The sequence below is a fragment of the Serratia sp. CY31944 genome (assembly GCF_052169175.1).
GTDB lineage: Bacteria > Pseudomonadota > Gammaproteobacteria > Enterobacterales > Enterobacteriaceae > Serratia > Serratia sarumanii.
The window spans coordinates 131,803-146,704 of sequence record NZ_JBJNLG010000006.1; the positions used below are offsets into that span (position 1 = coordinate 131,803).

At 62.1% G+C, this 14,902-nt stretch carries 13 protein-coding genes; 4 read left to right on the plus strand and 9 right to left on the minus strand.

The features are described from left to right. Positions 1 to 45: 45 nt before the first annotated feature. Positions 46 to 909: an acyl-CoA thioesterase II gene (gene tesB, locus ACJ8IN_RS09245; RefSeq protein ID WP_004940320.1), complete on the plus strand. Its 864-nt coding sequence runs from the start codon at positions 46 to 48 to the stop codon at positions 907 to 909. Between the two features lie 90 nt (positions 910 to 999). Here tesB and amtB read toward each other — a convergent pair whose 3' ends face one another. The 5 genes from amtB to ACJ8IN_RS09270 all read right to left on the minus strand — a co-directional run bounded on the left by amtB (position 1,000) and on the right by ACJ8IN_RS09270 (position 7,039). Further along, entirely contained in the window at positions 1,000 to 2,286 is a 1,287-nt protein-coding gene (gene amtB, locus ACJ8IN_RS09250; RefSeq protein WP_004940322.1) for an ammonium transporter AmtB, read from the minus strand. 35 nt (positions 2,287 to 2,321) lie between these two features. Further along, the gene (gene glnK / locus ACJ8IN_RS09255) at positions 2,322 to 2,660 is read right to left on the minus strand and encodes a P-II family nitrogen regulator (RefSeq protein WP_004940327.1); all 339 of its coding nucleotides are present in this window, start codon (positions 2,658 to 2,660) and stop codon (positions 2,322 to 2,324) included. Between the two features lie 278 nt (positions 2,661 to 2,938). Then, entirely contained in the window at positions 2,939 to 4,717 is a 1,779-nt protein-coding gene (gene smdB / locus ACJ8IN_RS09260; RefSeq protein ID WP_033647297.1) for a multidrug efflux ABC transporter permease/ATP-binding subunit SmdB, read from the minus strand. Then, positions 4,710 to 6,485, minus strand: coding sequence for a multidrug efflux ABC transporter permease/ATP-binding subunit SmdA (gene smdA / locus ACJ8IN_RS09265; RefSeq protein ID WP_033653260.1), 1,776 nt, complete (start codon positions 6,483 to 6,485; stop codon positions 4,710 to 4,712). Before smdA ends, smdB begins: the two co-directional genes overlap by 8 nt. Positions 6,486 to 6,577: 92 nt before the next feature. Next, on the minus strand, positions 6,578 to 7,039 hold the full coding sequence (locus ACJ8IN_RS09270; RefSeq protein WP_004940330.1) for an Lrp/AsnC family transcriptional regulator: 462 nt from the start codon (positions 7,037 to 7,039) through the stop codon (positions 6,578 to 6,580). A 122-nt stretch (positions 7,040 to 7,161) separates the two neighbouring features. Here ACJ8IN_RS09270 and ACJ8IN_RS09275 point away from each other — a divergent pair, with 122 nt between their 5' ends. Further along, the gene (locus ACJ8IN_RS09275) at positions 7,162 to 8,202 is read left to right on the plus strand and encodes a PLP-dependent cysteine synthase family protein (RefSeq protein ID WP_015376851.1); all 1,041 of its coding nucleotides are present in this window, start codon (positions 7,162 to 7,164) and stop codon (positions 8,200 to 8,202) included. Positions 8,203 to 8,262: 60 nt separating this feature from the next. Here ACJ8IN_RS09275 and cof read toward each other — a convergent pair whose 3' ends face one another. After that, a complete protein-coding gene (gene cof, locus ACJ8IN_RS09280) occupies positions 8,263 to 9,087 on the minus strand; it encodes an HMP-PP phosphatase (RefSeq protein WP_033647299.1) in 825 nt (274 codons plus the stop codon). 104 nt (positions 9,088 to 9,191) lie between these two features. On the opposite strand from cof, the gene ACJ8IN_RS09285 reads away from it, so the two are divergent. After that, positions 9,192 to 10,907: an SgrR family transcriptional regulator gene (locus ACJ8IN_RS09285; protein WP_308325473.1), complete on the plus strand. Its 1,716-nt coding sequence runs from the start codon at positions 9,192 to 9,194 to the stop codon at positions 10,905 to 10,907. Between the two features lie 114 nt (positions 10,908 to 11,021). Beyond that, positions 11,022 to 11,720 (plus strand): 7-cyano-7-deazaguanine synthase QueC, encoded by a 699-nt coding sequence (queC, locus tag ACJ8IN_RS09290; protein WP_004940343.1) that lies wholly within the window; start codon positions 11,022 to 11,024, stop codon positions 11,718 to 11,720. Positions 11,721 to 11,762: 42 nt separating this feature from the next. On the opposite strand, the gene ACJ8IN_RS09295 is transcribed toward queC, so the two are convergent. The 3 genes from ACJ8IN_RS09295 to ppiD form a co-directional block, all read right to left on the minus strand. Beyond that, positions 11,763 to 12,176: an acyl-CoA thioesterase gene (locus tag ACJ8IN_RS09295; RefSeq protein WP_033637318.1), complete on the minus strand. Its 414-nt coding sequence runs from the start codon at positions 12,174 to 12,176 to the stop codon at positions 11,763 to 11,765. A 154-nt stretch (positions 12,177 to 12,330) separates the two neighbouring features. Continuing rightward, positions 12,331 to 12,711: a ComEA family DNA-binding protein gene (locus ACJ8IN_RS09300; protein ID WP_047569017.1), complete on the minus strand. Its 381-nt coding sequence runs from the start codon at positions 12,709 to 12,711 to the stop codon at positions 12,331 to 12,333. A gap of 138 nt (positions 12,712 to 12,849) precedes the next feature. Beyond that, entirely contained in the window at positions 12,850 to 14,733 is a 1,884-nt protein-coding gene (gene ppiD / locus ACJ8IN_RS09305) for a peptidylprolyl isomerase (RefSeq protein ID WP_033637316.1), read from the minus strand. Positions 14,734 to 14,902 lie beyond the last annotated feature (169 nt).

A 14,902-nucleotide genomic window follows, 5' to 3' on the forward strand; every position in this document is an offset into this window, starting at 1 on the left:
ATTCCGCACACTGCGCAAAATGATTATTAGAAAGGTAATAACTTTATGAGCCAGGCATTGCAAAACCTCCTCGATCTGCTGGATCTGGAGAAAATCGAAGAAGGGTTGTTCCGCGGCCAGAGTGAAGATCTGGGGCTGCGCCAGGTGTTCGGCGGGCAGGTGGTCGGCCAGGCGCTGTACGCCGCCAAACAGACGGTGCCGGACGAACGCAGTGTGCATTCGTTCCACAGTTACTTCCTGCGCCCGGGCGACAGCAGCAAGCCTATCGTTTACGACGTGGAAACCCTGCGCGATGGCAACAGCTTCAGCGCGCGCCGCGTCAGCGCCATCCAGCACGGCAAACCTATCTTCTATATGACCGCCTCCTTCCAGAGCCCGGAAGCGGGTTTCGAGCATCAGAACCTGATGCCGGACGTGCCGCCGCCGGAAGGGCTGCTGTCCGAGTCAGAGATCGCCCAGAAACTGGCGCATATGCTGCCGGAAAAAGTGCGCGAAAAATTTATCGGCCAGAAGCCGATCGAAATGCGCCCGGTGAAATTCCACAACCCGCTGAAAGGCAGCGTGGAAGAACCGCATCGCTACGTGTGGTTCCGCGCCAACGGCAGCATGCCGGACGATCAACGCATCCACCAATATCTGCTGGGCTACGCGTCGGACTTTAACTTCCTGCCGACGGCGCTGCAGCCGCACGGCGTCGGCTTCCTCGAGCCGGGCATGCAGGTGGCCACCATTGACCACTCGATGTGGTTCCACCGTCCGTTCCGCATGGATGACTGGCTGCTGTACGCGGTGGAGAGCTCCTCCGCCTCCGGCGCACGGGGCTTTGTGCGCGGCCAGATCTACACCCGCGACGGCGTACTGGTCGCCACCACCGTGCAGGAAGGGGTGATTCGCCAGCGCGACGCCTGATCCGCAATATAAAGAAAGGGGCGATGTTTCCATCGCCCCTTTTAGCTTCATCATTATTTTAGTCTTTAGCGCACTGCCCTGCTTCGAGTCTTATTGGTTGTAGGCGCTTTCGCCGTGGCTGTTGACATCCAGCCCTTCGCGTTCCTGCTCTTCCGGCACTCTCAGCCCCACCATGGCGCCCGCGATCTTGAAGGCGATAAAGGCGGCGACGCTCGACCACACCAGCGTGATCAGCACGCTCACCAGCTGGATCCAGACCTGGTGGCCCATCGTCACGCCTTCGGCGTAGCCGGTGCCGCCCAGTGAAGAGGCGGTGAACACGCCGGTCAGCAGGCAGCCGACGATGCCGCACACCCCGTGCACGCCGAATACGTCGCAGGTGTCGTCCACTTTCAGCCATTTTTTCAGCGTTACGACGCCCCACAGACCGGCGACGCCGCCCACCAGGCCGATGATCAACGCCCCGCCCACGCCCACGGTGCCCGCCGCCGGCGTCACCGCAACCAACCCGGCGATCATGCCGGAGCAGGCGCCCAGCAGCGAAGGCTTGCCGCGCAGCACCCATTCGGCGAAGGTCCAGGAGAGAATGGCGCCCGCGGTGGCAACCACGGTGTTGAGGAATGCCAGGGCCGCAATGCCGTTGGCCGCGCTGGCGGAGCCGGCGTTGAAACCGAACCAGCCGATATACAGGATCGACGCCCCGGTAAACACCATCGGCAGGTTGTGCGGTTTGAAGGCCTCTTTACCGAAGCCGGCGCGCTTGCCGATCAGGTAGGCGCCGATCAACCCGGCGCTGGCGGCGTTGATGTGCACCACGGTGCCGCCGGCGAAGTCCAATGCGCCGTCGGCGGCCAGGTAGCCGCCGCCCCACACCATGTGCGCGATCGGCAGGTAAGACAACGTGAACCACAGGATCGCGAAGATCAGCACCGCCGAGAAGCGAATGCGTTCGGCGAAGCCGCCCACCACCAGCGCCACGGTGATACAGGCGAAGGAGGCCTGGAAGGCGACGTGGATCATCTGGCTGATGCTGCCGGTGACGCTGTCGATGCCGATGCCTTTCAGCATCGCCGTCTCGAACCCGCCGAACACCGCATTGCCCTCGCTGAACGCCAGGCTGTAGCCATACAGCACCCACAGCACGCAAACCAGCGCGAAGGTGACGGTGACCTGCGTCAGCATCGACAGCACGTTTTTGCCGCGCAGCAGGCCGCCGTAAAACAGCGCGATGCCGGGCAGCGTCATGAACAGCACCAACGCGGTGCAGATCATCATAAAGGCGTTGTCGGCCTTATCAGCGACCGCCGGAGCGGCCAGGGCCAAAGAAGGAACCAGGGTTACCGAACTCAGGCCCAACATGGATAACAGTCTTTTCATTATCAATCATCCCCATCACTTAACTGAGTTCGCGGTTACAGTGCCGATTCGTCGGTTTCGCCGGTGCGAATGCGGATCACGCGTTGCAACTCGGCAACGAAAATTTTGCCGTCGCCGATTTTGCCGGTGTAGGCGGCTTTGCTAATAACATCAACCACTTCATCCAACTGATCGTCGGCGATGGCGATGTCGATTTTGACCTTGGGCAGGAAGTTGACGTTATACTCGGCGCCGCGATACAGCTCGGCGTGCCCCTTCTGGCGGCCAAAGCCCTTCACTTCGGTTACGGTCAACCCCTGAATGCCCACGGAGGACAGGGCCTCGCGCACGTCCTCCAGCTTGAACGGTTTGATTACCACGGTCACCAGCTTCATATTGCCCCTCCACGAATTAAGCCCAAACTCACCCCTGGTACGCCTCTTATGTAGCAAGGGCTGTGCCAAATTTAATTTTTCATGGCGATTCAGCGGATTAGCGGGCGCGCGGGCGCCCCCGCGACGCAGCGCCGCACCGATACCTTGAATGGGTTAAATAATGCGCACTGATTTGGTGCGCATCGCGTCGAAAAAGTGCAGAAAGGGGGCGTGACGCAGGCGGGTTGCCTGCTTGTGGTGCGAGGGAAAGAAACAAGGGCCGCGATCGCGGCCCATGCTCAGGCGGGTTGGCTCTCCTCGCGCACCGCTTCCGCCAGCTGCTCGCCCGCCAGCTGCAGCTGATACATCTGGTAGTAGCGCCCCTGCTGCGCCAGCAGCTGCTGATGGTTGCCCTGCTCCACCGCCTGGCCGCGATGCAGCACCAGAATGGAGTCGGCATCGACGATGGTCGACAGCCGGTGGGCGATCACCACCAGCGTGGTGTGCTCGCGGATCGCACGCAGTGCGCGCTGGATCGCCTGTTCGGTGCCCGAGTCGATGTTGGCGGTCGCCTCGTCGAGGATCAGGATCTGCGGCGCCTGCACCAAGACCCGTGCCATCGCCAGCAGCTGTTTCTGCCCGACCGACAGGTTATTGCCCTGCTCTCCCAGCCGGGTGTGAATACCCTGCGGGAAGCCGCGCACCAGATCCGCCAGCTGCACCGTTTCCAGCGCCCGCCACACGGCCTCTTCCTCGATGTTGCGCCCCAGCGTGACGTTAGCCAGCACCGAATCGGCGATCACCACCGGATCCTGCTGCACCATCGCCACGCCCTGGCGCAGCGTGCGGTGCGACAGGCTGGAGATCGGGCGGCCATCGAGGCGCACTTCCCCTTCGCTGACCGGGTAATAGCCCATCAACAGGTTGGCCAAGGTGCTCTTGCCGCTGCCGGTATGCCCGACCAGCGCCACGAAGCCGCGCGAAGGCACCGCCAGCGAAATGTGCTGCAGCACCTTTTTGTCCGCACGGTAGGCGAAGCTCAGATCGGTGATGTCGATGCGGCCACCGGCCAGCGGACGATCGTCGGCACCGTAACTCTGCTGGCTGCGATCCATCAGCTCGAAAATGCGTTCGCCGGCCACCACCGCCTGCTGCAGGATCGACTGCTGCGAAGTCAGCTCGATCAGCGGTTCGTTCAGGCGCCCCAGGTAATTGATGAAGGCGTAGAGCACGCCGACGCCAATCACGCCTTCGCCGCTGAAGCCGAACAGCATCAGCAGGCCGCACAGCACCAGCGCCGAAAACAGGCTGAGCAGCGGCCGCAGCAGAAAACCGTCGAGCCGCAGGGTCTGCATGCGTGCAAGATAGTGCGACTGGCTGGCGGCGCTCATGCGCTCGCCGAAGCGCACCTGCTGGCGGAACTGCTGAATCACGCCCATGCCGTTGATCACTTCGTTGAAGCCGTCGTTGATGTCCGCCAGATAGCTGCGCACCCGGCGCACGATCGGCGTGCTGTAGTATTGATAGATGCCCATCACCACGAACACCGCCGGGAAGATGCAGACCGCCACCAGCGCCATGCGCCAGTCGAGGCTGAACATCGCCACCAGCATGGCGCCGATCAGCGCGGCGCTTTTCAGCACCGTGGAGACCACCATCACGTACAGATCCTTGATCACCTCGGTGTCGTTGGTGACGCGCGAGATCAATTGCCCGACCGGCTGGGTGTCGAAGGCGCTGAGCGGCTGGCGCAGCGCGGCGTCCATCACGTCGGTGCGCAGCCGCTGCACCACGCCCACCGCAGCCTGGTTGAACAGCAGCGCCTGGAAGTAGTGCAGCGCCGCCGCCAGCAGCTCCAGCAGAATGTAAGCCGCCGCCAGCCCGCCGACGATCGTCAGCGGCAGCTGCCCTTTGGCGACGTAGTTATCGATGAAATAGCTCACCAGGATCGGCCCGGCGACTTCCGCCGCCGCCGCCACCCACAGCATCAGCACCGCCAGTCCCAGCGGTTTGCGGTACGGCGAGCCGTAGGCCAGCAGCCGCTTCAGCGTCGGCCACAGCTTTTGCACTTTATTCATCGGCCAACGCCTCCTCGCCGTTTTCCGGCGCTTCGTCCAGCGCCGCTTCCAGCTGCTGATAACGGTACATATCGCGATACCAGCCCGGCTGCGCCGCCAGCGCCGCATGATCGCCGCGCTGCGCCACGCCGCCGTGCTGCATCACCAGGATCTCGCCGGCTTCGGTCAACGCCGACAGCCGGTGCGCGCTGATGATCACCGTGCGATCTTGCCCCCAGCTGCGCAGGTTGTGCAGGATCTGGTGTTCGGTGCGGCCGTCCACCGCCGACAGCGCGTCGTCGAGGATCAGGATCTCCGCATCCAGCAGCAGCGCGCGCGCAATGGAGATTCGCTGTTTCTGCCCGCCCGACAGCATCACGCCGCGTTCGCCCACCTCGGTGTCATAGCCCTGCGGCAACCGCAGAATGTCCTCATGGACGCTGGCCAACCGCGCCGCCTGTTCGATCTGCGCCTGCGTCGCCCCCGGATGGCCCAGCGCGATGTTGTTCGCCACGGTATCGGAGAACAGGAACGGCGTCTGGCTCACCACCGACAGCCGCGAACGCCAGTCGTCGAGTTTGACCTGCGGCAGCGGCAGGCCGTGATAGCGGATCTGCCCTTGATCGACGTCGAACTGGCGCTGGATCAGCGACAGCAGCGTCGATTTGCCGGCGCCGGTCGGCCCGCACAGCCCCAGCATTTGCCCCGGTTTCAGCGTCAGCGCCACATCATGCAGCGCCGGGTGCGGGTTTTCCGGGTAGTGGAACGCGCGGATATCCACGTCCAGCACGCCGCGCCCGGCCGGCAGCGCCTGCGGGCCGTCCTGCACCGCCGGCGCCTCGTCGAGCAGGCTGCGGATGCGGCTGTAGGCCGCGCTGCCGCGCTCGACGATGTTGAACATCCAGGCCAGCGCCAGCATTGGCCAGATCATCAGGCCGAGGTACATCACAAAGCTGGTCAGCTGCCCGAGCGTCAACGAACCGTTCACCACCATCCAGCTGCCGCCGCCGATGGCCAGCAGGTTAGAGGCGCCGATGGCGATATAAATGGTCGGATCGAAGCGCGCATCCACCCGCGCCACGTGCATGTTCTTGGCGCCGGTCTGCGCCGCGACGTCGGCAAAGCGGTTGGATTGGTGATCTTCCAGCCCAAAGGCCTTGATCATGCGGATGCTGGTCATGCTTTCCTGCGCCTGATCGTTCAGGCTGGAAAACGCCGCCTGCGCCGATTTAAAGCGCTGGTGCAGCTGGTCGCCGTAATATTTGATGGCGATCGCCATCAGCGGCATCGGGATCAACGCCAGCACCGTCAGCTGCCAGCTGATTTGGGTGCTCATCACCACCAGCACCACCAACCCCATCACCAGCGAATCGACCAGCGTCAGCACGCCTTCGCCGGCGGCGAACACCACGCGGTCCACGTCGTTGGTGGCGCGCGCCATCAGATCGCCGGTGCGGTGGCGCAGGTAGAACGCCGGGTTTTGCCGGCTGAGCTGGCGGTAAAAGTTCTCGCGCAGCTCGACCGCCAGCTGGTAGGACGCGCCGAACAGCAATACCCGCCACACATAGCGCAGCAGGTAAACGACGATCGCGGTGCCGATCATCAGCCCGAGCCAGGCCATCAGCACGCCGGTAGACATTTGTTTTTCGGTGACGCCGTCCACGATGATGCCGACCAGCTTAGGCGGCAACAGTTGCAGGATGGCGATGACGATCAGCAGCACCACCGCCCCGAGGTAGCGGCGCCACTCCCGGCGGAAGTACCAGCCGATTTGAGCAAATAATCTCACGCAGTTTGATTCCAGGATTTTATGGGATTTGTCTCTTTTTCTGCTTCAGCGGAGCAGGATACCACCGTTGAGCCGCCCGTCCGGTGAACTTTTCACTCCGGCACCGGCAATGCAGTGGTGTATTTGATTTTTTCCATGGCAAAGCTCGAGGTGACGTCGATGAGGCCCGGTACGCCGTTCACCAGGCGCTTATAAAAGCCGTCGTAGCTTTTCATGTCCGCCACTTCGACCTGCATCAGGTAATCGTACTCCCCCGCCATGCGGTAGAACGCCAGCACCTCGGGCATCTGGCTGGTCAACTGCACAAACGCCTGATACCACTCGCTGCTGTGCTGCTGGGTCTTGATCAGCACGAACGCCGTCAGCCCCAGGCCGAGCTTTTCGTTATCCAGCAGCGCCACCCGGCCGCGGATATAGCCCTCGTCTTCCAGGCGCTTCAGGCGTTTCCAGCACGGCGTCGAGGTCAAATTGACCGCATCGGCCAGCGCCTGCAGCGACTGGGTACAATCTTGCTGCAGCATGCACAGCAGCTTACGGTCTGTTTTATCTAACATAGCGGCCACCAGGAGAAAAATTTTCTCTCATTAGGCGATTAAACAGGAAAAATGGCAATCCTTTTTTCCTGCCGACAGGCTATGCTACGCCATAAACCAGCCCCCTATTCTGAGGCCAAATCATGACAAACTCTTGGGTAAAATATGCTATCGGTGAAATAGAAGCGGATTTTCAGCGCTCCGCCGATACGCACCTGATTCGCCTGAACCTGCCGGCGTTTCCCGGCATCTGCCTGTATCTGAAAGATGAGAGCACCCACCCGACCGGCAGCCTGAAACACCGTCTGGCGCGCTCGCTGTTCCTTTATGGCCTGTGCAACGGCTGGATCACCGAAAACACCACCATCATCGAGGCCTCTTCGGGCAGCACCGCGGTGTCCGAAGCCTACTTCGCCCGTCTGATCGGCCTGCCGTTCATCGCGGTGATGCCGTCCTGCACCGCGCGCCGCAAGGTGGAACAGATCGCCTTTTACGGCGGCCGCTGTCACTTCGTCGATCACGCCGCCCAGATCTACGCCGCCTCCGAACAGCTGGCGAAAGAGCTGAACGGCCACTATATGGATCAGTTCACCTACGCCGAGCGCGCCACCGACTGGCGCGGCAACAACAACATCGCCGACAGCATCTTCCGCCAGATGGCGCGCGAACCCTTCCCGGTGCCGAAACACATCGTGATGAGCGCCGGCACCGGCGGCACCTCCGCCACGCTGGGGCGCTACATCCGCTATCAGGGGCACGATACGCAATTGACGGTGGTCGATCCGGAAAATTCGGTGTTCTATGACTGCTTCCACCACGGCGATCGCACCCTGATCGGCAGTTGCGGCAGCCGTATCGAAGGCATCGGCCGCCCGCGCGCCGAGCCGTCGTTCATCCCGTCGGTGGTCGACAACATGCTGCGGGTGCCGGATGCCGCCAGCGTCGCCACCATTCACTGGCTGGAAGGCGTGCTCGGCCGCAAGGTTGGCGCTTCCACCGGCACCAACGTCTGGGGGGCGCTGCAGTTGGCGAAACAGATGCGGGAAAACGGCGAGCAAGGGTCGATCGTCACCCTGCTGTGCGACAGCGGCGAGCGTTATCTGGATACCTATTACAACCCGGAATGGGTCAGCAATAACATCGGCGATCTGCAGCCGTATCTGGCGCAGCTGGCGGATTTGTAACGCCAGGCTGCGGATAGAAAAAAGCCGGGTAGTCATACCCGGCCGGCTGTAAGGAGAACCTCATTCTTCGGGGGAATAGGTGAGGCAAGGTGAACGCAGCCAATGTTGTAAATAGTGAGCCACCGCCTGTTGTTGGCAATGGCCGATAACCGGTAGCTGCGGCAGCAGGGATTTCAGCTGCGGCAGGGCGTTGCCCATCACCACGCCGTGCCCCACCGCCCCCAGCATCTCTTTGTCGTTCATCGCGTCGCCGAACGCCATGCAGTCGGCCATCGTCAGCCCCAGATGGCGGCTCAGCCGATCCAGCGCCGTGCCCTTATTGCAACCGAGCGGCAGCACCTCCAGGCAGTCGTAGGCGGAAAAGCACAGGTCTGCCTCGTCACCCAGCTGCGCCCGCAGCTGCACCTGCAACGCCAGCAGCTCCTCATGCGGCGCGACAAAGCACACCTTGCTGTTGCCGAACGCCGGCAGGCGGCGCACGTCGGCCAGCTGAAAACGAAAGCCGCTCAGGTGGTGCGCCCGCAGCATCTCTTCCGGCACGGGAAACTCGGTCAGCCAGCCTTCGTCGCGGAACACGTGCATGCTGGCGCGGGTGCGCCAATGATGATGCAGCACCTCTTCGGCGACCGCCGCCGGCAGATCGGTGGCGTGCAGCTGTTGGCCGCGGTTGTCATACACCCGCGTGCCGTTGCCGGTGATCAGGTAGCCCTGCAGCCCCAGCTGCGCCATGATCGGCTGCGCGTCGAGGTAGTGCCGCCCGGTGGCGAACGTCACCACCATCTCCCGCTCCACCAGCTGGTTCAGCACCGCCAGCGTTTCCGGGCCAACCCGGTGATCCGGCATCAACAGCGTGCCGTCCATATCGAAAGCTGCCAGGCGATACATAAAGACCTCTTGAATGTGAACGCGATTACAATCCGTGCAGTATGGGATGGTATTTGCGGAAGTAATAGTGAACAATTTTAGAAAACTGTTCCGGATTTCTTCCCATGCGCCTGGTTCACCGTCTCAGCCAATATCAACGCCTGTACCAACAGCTCGGTAGCGCGCCGGTCGCCGTGACCATCGGCGAGCTGGCAGCGATGTTCTACTGCAGCGAACGGCACGCCCGCACGCTGGTGCAACAGCTGCAGGATCAGGGCTGGCTGAGCTGGCATTCGCAGCCCGGCCGCGGCAAACGCGCCCGCCTGCATTGCCTGAAAACCCCGGATGAACTGCGCGCGCAGCTGCTGCAACAGCTGCTGCAACAGGGCAACCATCAGGGGGCGCTGGAGATGGCGCAGCTCGATCCGCAGCACCTGCAGGATCTGCTCAGCCCGCACCTCGGCGGGCAATGGCAGGCCGGCAGCCCGACGCTGCGCATTCCCTATTACCGCACGCTGGAAGCGCTCGACCCACTCACGCTGACCGGCCGCGCCGAGCAACATCTGGTATCGACCCTGCACGCCGGGCTGACGCGCCTGATGACCGGTAACCCGGAACCGCAGCCCGATCTGGCGCACCACTGGCAGATTGGCGAGCACGGCCTGCGCTGGCGCTTCTTTTTGCGCAACCAGCTGCGCTGGCACAACGGTGAACCGTTGACCGGCCACCAGCTGCTGCAAACGCTGGAAAAACTGCAACACCACCCGCGCAGCCAACCGAGCCTGGCCAACGTCGCGCGCATCAGCCTGCCGCATCCGCTGTGCGTTCAGTTCGATCTGCATCTGCCGGATTACTGGCTGGCCCACCGGCTGGCGGAACTGCCTTGCCTGATGACCCACCCGGAGCTGCCGGCCATCGGCGCCGGCCCGTTCAAGCTGACGCTGAATGAACCGCAGCTGGTGCGGCTGGAACAGCACGCCGGTTACCACCTGCAGCATCCGTATCTGGACACCATAGAATACTGGATCACCCCCGATCTGCCCACCGCCGCCCCCTACACCAGCTGCCAGCATCCGGTGCGCATCACCATCGGTCAACAAGACGATTTGGCGCAGGCCCGGCCGGTGCAGCGCAGCATGAGCCTGGGCTGGTGTTATTTGGCGCTGAACCTGCGCCACGGCGTGCTGAGCGAAGCCCAGGGGCAAAAACTGCTGATGCTGATCCAGCAGTCCGGCCTGCTGAGCCATCTGCCGATCCCCAACAGCGTGATCACCCCCAGCCATGAAATGCTGCCCGGCTGGCGCATCCCCCGCCAACAGGTCGAAGAGGACGTCGCCCTGCCCGCCCGGCTGACGCTGCTGTATCGGCCGCCGGTCGAGCTGGAAACGGTGACGGCCGCGCTACAGCGGCTGCTCGCGCAGCACGGCTGCGAGCTGGAAGTGCGCTACTACGCCGGCAAGCGCTGGCAAAGCGAGGAACAGATCGCCCAGGCCGACCTGCTGCTGGCGGACAACCTGATCGGCGAAGCGCCGGAGGCGACGCTGGAGAGCTGGCTGCGGCAGGATACGCTGTGGCGCGGCATCCTGACGGAAAGCCGCTGGCAACAGCAACAGGACACGCTGCGGCAGATCCAGCAGCTGCAGGCGCAGCAACCGCGCTTCGCACAACTGCAGGCTTATTATCAACGGCTGATGGCCGCCGCCATCATCACGCCGCTGTTTCACTACCAGTATCAGATCAGCGCGCCGCCGCGCATGCATGGCGTCACGCTGACCGCTCACGGCTGGTTCGATTTTTGCCAGGCGTGGCTGCCGCCGCCGGTGGACGACGCCCCGGCCTGAGCCGAACCGCCCTGCGCCTGGCGGCCCTTTCTGCTACTATTGTCGCCGCAACGCAATTTTATCCTGCCGCCCGAATGTGTATCGGGAGAGGCCAAAGCCCAAAAAGGTGATTTTATGAAGCGCGCGGTTGTCGTTTTCAGCGGTGGACAAGACTCCACGACCTGCTTGATCCAGGCATTGCAACAGTATGACGAAGTTCACTGCGTCACGTTCGATTACGGCCAGCGCCATCGCGCCGAGATTGAAGTGGCTCAGGAGCTGTCGGTGGCCCTCGGCGCCAAGGCGCACAAGGTGCTGGACGTAACGCTGCTCAACGAGCTGGCCGTCAGCAGCCTGACGCGTGACAATATCCCGGTTCCCGCCTACGATCCCAATCAGAAAAATGCGCTGCCGAGCACCTTCGTGCCGGGCCGCAACATCCTGTTCCTGACGCTAGCGGCGATCTACGCCTACCAGGTGGAAGCGGAAGCGGTGATCACCGGCGTGTGTGAAACCGATTTCTCCGGCTACCCCGATTGCCGCGACGAGTTCGTTAAAGCGTTGAACAAGGCGGTGACGCTGGGCATCGCCCGCGATATCCGCTTCGAAACGCCGCTGATGTGGCTGAACAAGGCCGAGACCTGGGCGCTGGCGGACTATTACCACCAGCTGGATCGCGTGCGCCAGGATACGCTGACCTGCTACAACGGCATCAAGGGTGACGGCTGCGGCGAGTGCGCCGCCTGCAACCTGCGCGCCAATGGCCTGACGCAGTATCGCGCCAATCAGGCGGAAGTGATGGCCGCGTTGAAACAAAAGGCCGGTCTGGCCTGAGGCAGTGACGGCGGCAGCTTCTGCCGCCCGTTCTCCCCCTGTTTACCGTGAGTTTTCCTGCGGCACAAGCGCCTCCAGATGCGCACGCAGTTCCCCCTCGAGCGGCAGCGCACGCTGCGTTTTCAGATCGACGCACACGAAAGTCAGCAGCGCGTCGGCCACCGGCGTCCCCGCCGGATCCTGCGTCACCTTTTGGCTCAGCACGCCGCTCTTGCCGTTGAGCTGCACCATCTGGCTGTCGATACGCAGCTTATCCCCCAATACCGCCGGGCTGCGGTAATTGATATTGATGTTCACCACGATGAAAGCGATGTTGTTTTCCGTCATCCAGCGGAACCCGGCCTCGTTCTCCAGCCACTCCCAACGAGCCTCTTCCAGAAACTCCAGATAGCGAGCATTGTTAACGTGCTGGTAAACATCAAGATGATAACCGCGAACTTTGATAAAGGTTTGCATAGGGAACGATCGCTCCTGCCTGGTGATTACAGAAAGAGGGAGCCGCGCTGGCTCCCTCGCCCGTTTGGTCAACGCGCCAAACTGGTAAGACCTGTAAAATGTAGCAGAGGAGTTTCGGCCTCAGCGGCATTTTGCCACGCAGCCGCGACCGGGATCACATTTTCAGCCGGGCGCGGTTCTTCTCAAACAGCGCCGGCCCGATGCCCGGCACCTCCTGCAACTGCTCAACCTGGGTGAATGGCCCATTCTGCTCGCGGTAGCGCACGATGCCTTCCGCCTTCTTCAGGCCGACGCCGCTCAAGGCGGCGGCCAGCTGTTCGGCGGTAGCCTGATTGATGCTGACCGCCGTTTCTTCGGCCACCCTGATCATCGTCTGTTGCCCGCCATTGCTCGTCGGCGTTGAGAGCATCGGCGCCGGCGCCTCGGTTTTTTCCGCCGCGGCGCCCGGCCCAGCCAGGCATAACAACAGCGCGGTCAGCGCGGCGTTAACGTGACGACGGTAACCGAAAAACGCTTTTTTCTCTGAATGTTGCATGCTGTATCCTCCTTGTGTGTGACAGCACGGTTACCTTGCCGCGGCGGCGGATATTCAGCAATCGGCGGATATCAGATGTGGAAAAGGCCGCGAAAGCGGCCTTTGTTTGTTGCACTGCGTTGCAGAAAAATGCGGCGATTACTGAGGCTGTTGCTCAGCGGCGCCCATTTTGATCTCGGCTTCTTTACGCAGACTCGCCAGCAGCGAATCGAAGGAGACGCCGGTCGCGCCCTCTTCCATCTTGCCAACGAAGGTTTTCATTTCGTCTTCCGGCAACGTGCCTGGCTTCACCGCATCGAGCGCGATCAGCACCACGTTGTCCTGACGATCCTGCGACATGCCGTATACCGGTTTACCGTCCTGCGGGTGCGGCAGCGCGAACACGCTCTCTACCAGCTGGCTGTCTTCCGGCGCGCGCGCCATCTTCTGCACGGCGCCAAAGCTCAGGCCGGCGGCTTTCATCGCCTCGTCGCCCTTGCCCTGCTTCAGCTCAACCAGCAGCTTCTCGCCCTGCAGCTTCGCTGCCTGCAGCGCCTTGTTGCGCTTCACCAGTTCCGCCACGCGGTCTTTCACCTGGTCGAACGGTTCGATGCCTTCCGGCTTGTGGCCGCTCACGCGCACCACGAAGGCGCGGTCGCCGTCTACGGTGATCACGTCGGAGTTGCTGCCCGGCGCGCCGTTCTCGCCGATCAGCGAGCCGTCGAAGATCGCCTGCACGACCGGCTTGAAGTTCAGCGCGGCAGGAATGTTGTCACGGGTGAACCAGTCGCTTTGCGCCGCTTTCACGCCGGCCGCTTCTTCAGCCGAGGCCAGAGATTCGTTGTCGCTGGTCGCCGCTTCGCTCACCTTTTGCTGCAGCGCGTAATACGCGTCTACCGCTTTCTCCTGCTGCACCTGCTTGGCGATGGCGTCATGCACTTCGCTCAGCGGCTTCACTTTCTCAGGTTCGATATCGTTCAAACGCACGATCAGGTAGCCGACGGAAGACTTCACCACGCCGGACAGCTGCCCTTTCTCGGTCAGGTTAGCCTGCTTCAGCTCGTCGGCGGTGGTTTCCGGCTCCAGCCAACCCAGCTCGCCGCCGGTGCGGCGTGAGATGATATCGGTGGATTTCTCTTTCGCCAGCGTGGCGAAATCGGCGCCCTTCTTCAGCTCGTCCAGCGCCGCGTTGGCTTCCGCCTCGGTTTTCAGCTGGATCACGCTGTAGTTTTTACGCTCCGGCTGGCCGTAGCTGCTCTTGTGCTGGTCGTAGTAAGCGCTGATGTCTTCTTCACTCACTTTCACCTTGTCCTGCATGGACGCAGCGTCCAGCGGGATATAGCTCACCTTCACCTGCTCAGGTGCGATGAAGCTGTTCTTGTTCTGATCGTAATACGCCTTCAGTTCGTCGTCGCCGGCGCTCTGTTTCGCCTGCAGCGCTTTCAAATCGATGGTCGCCAGGCGCACGTCGCGCTCCTGCAGCACCAACGCCGCCATGGCTTGCGATTCGGACGGCAGCACGAAGCCGGAATCGCCGAAGGCCTGGATCACCTGCTGATTGACCAACTGCTGGCGCATCGACTGCGCGAAGTTGTCGGCGGTGTAGCCCATGCGGCCGATCAGGTCGAGGTATTTGGCGTTATCGAACTGGCCGTTGGTCTGGAAGTAAGGCGCCTTGCGGATGGCGTCCTTGATCTGATCGTCGCTGACCGCCAGGCCCAGCTTCTTGGCGTACTGGTCGAGCAGCATGTTGTCGATCAACTGGGACAACACCTGACGGCGCATCTGCTGCATATAGCCTTCGTTGCCGGCCAGCGCGGAGAACTGGTCACCCAGCTGCTGCTGCATGCGGCTACGCTCGCTTTGGAAAGCCTGTTCCAGCTGAGCGCGCTCGATCGTCTGACCATTTACTTTCGCAGCATAATCGCCGGAGCCGCCGATCAGGTAGTTACCCACCCCGGTCAGAACGAATGACAGGATGATCAGGGCCAGGATGATTTTGAGCACGACGTGATTAGCAGCCGCGCGTAAATTGTCCATCATAGTGTGACAACACTCCGCTGTGATGTGGATTAACAACCCTTGTGCAGGCGCGTTCCCTGCGACAAAAATAAAAAAAGCGCATCAGTCCGATGCGCCTTGTATCTTACCTTACCAGCACCGCTGCGTCAGGTGATTGTTTATTACAAAACCCTGTTACGCTAAACGGTTA

Coding starts and splice junctions, on each gene's coding strand:
- tesB (WP_004940320.1), top strand. CDS start 46: ATGAGCCAGGCATTGCAAAACCTCCTCGATCTGCTGGATCTGGAGAAA.
- amtB (WP_004940322.1), bottom strand. CDS start 2,286: ATGAAAAGACTGTTATCCATGTTGGGCCTGAGTTCGGTAACCCTGGTT.
- glnK (WP_004940327.1), bottom strand. CDS start 2,660: ATGAAGCTGGTGACCGTGGTAATCAAACCGTTCAAGCTGGAGGACGTG.
- smdB (WP_033647297.1), bottom strand. CDS start 4,717: ATGAATAAAGTGCAAAAGCTGTGGCCGACGCTGAAGCGGCTGCTGGCC.
- ACJ8IN_RS09270 (WP_004940330.1), bottom strand. CDS start 7,039: ATGTTAGATAAAACAGACCGTAAGCTGCTGTGCATGCTGCAGCAAGAT.
- ACJ8IN_RS09275 (WP_015376851.1), top strand. CDS start 7,162: ATGACAAACTCTTGGGTAAAATATGCTATCGGTGAAATAGAAGCGGAT.
- cof (WP_033647299.1), bottom strand. CDS start 9,087: ATGTATCGCCTGGCAGCTTTCGATATGGACGGCACGCTGTTGATGCCG.
- ACJ8IN_RS09285 (WP_308325473.1), top strand. CDS start 9,192: ATGCGCCTGGTTCACCGTCTCAGCCAATATCAACGCCTGTACCAACAG.
- queC (WP_004940343.1), top strand. CDS start 11,022: ATGAAGCGCGCGGTTGTCGTTTTCAGCGGTGGACAAGACTCCACGACC.
- ACJ8IN_RS09295 (WP_033637318.1), bottom strand. CDS start 12,176: ATGCAAACCTTTATCAAAGTTCGCGGTTATCATCTTGATGTTTACCAG.
- ACJ8IN_RS09300 (WP_047569017.1), bottom strand. CDS start 12,711: ATGCAACATTCAGAGAAAAAAGCGTTTTTCGGTTACCGTCGTCACGTT.
- ppiD (WP_033637316.1), bottom strand. CDS start 14,733: ATGATGGACAATTTACGCGCGGCTGCTAATCACGTCGTGCTCAAAATC.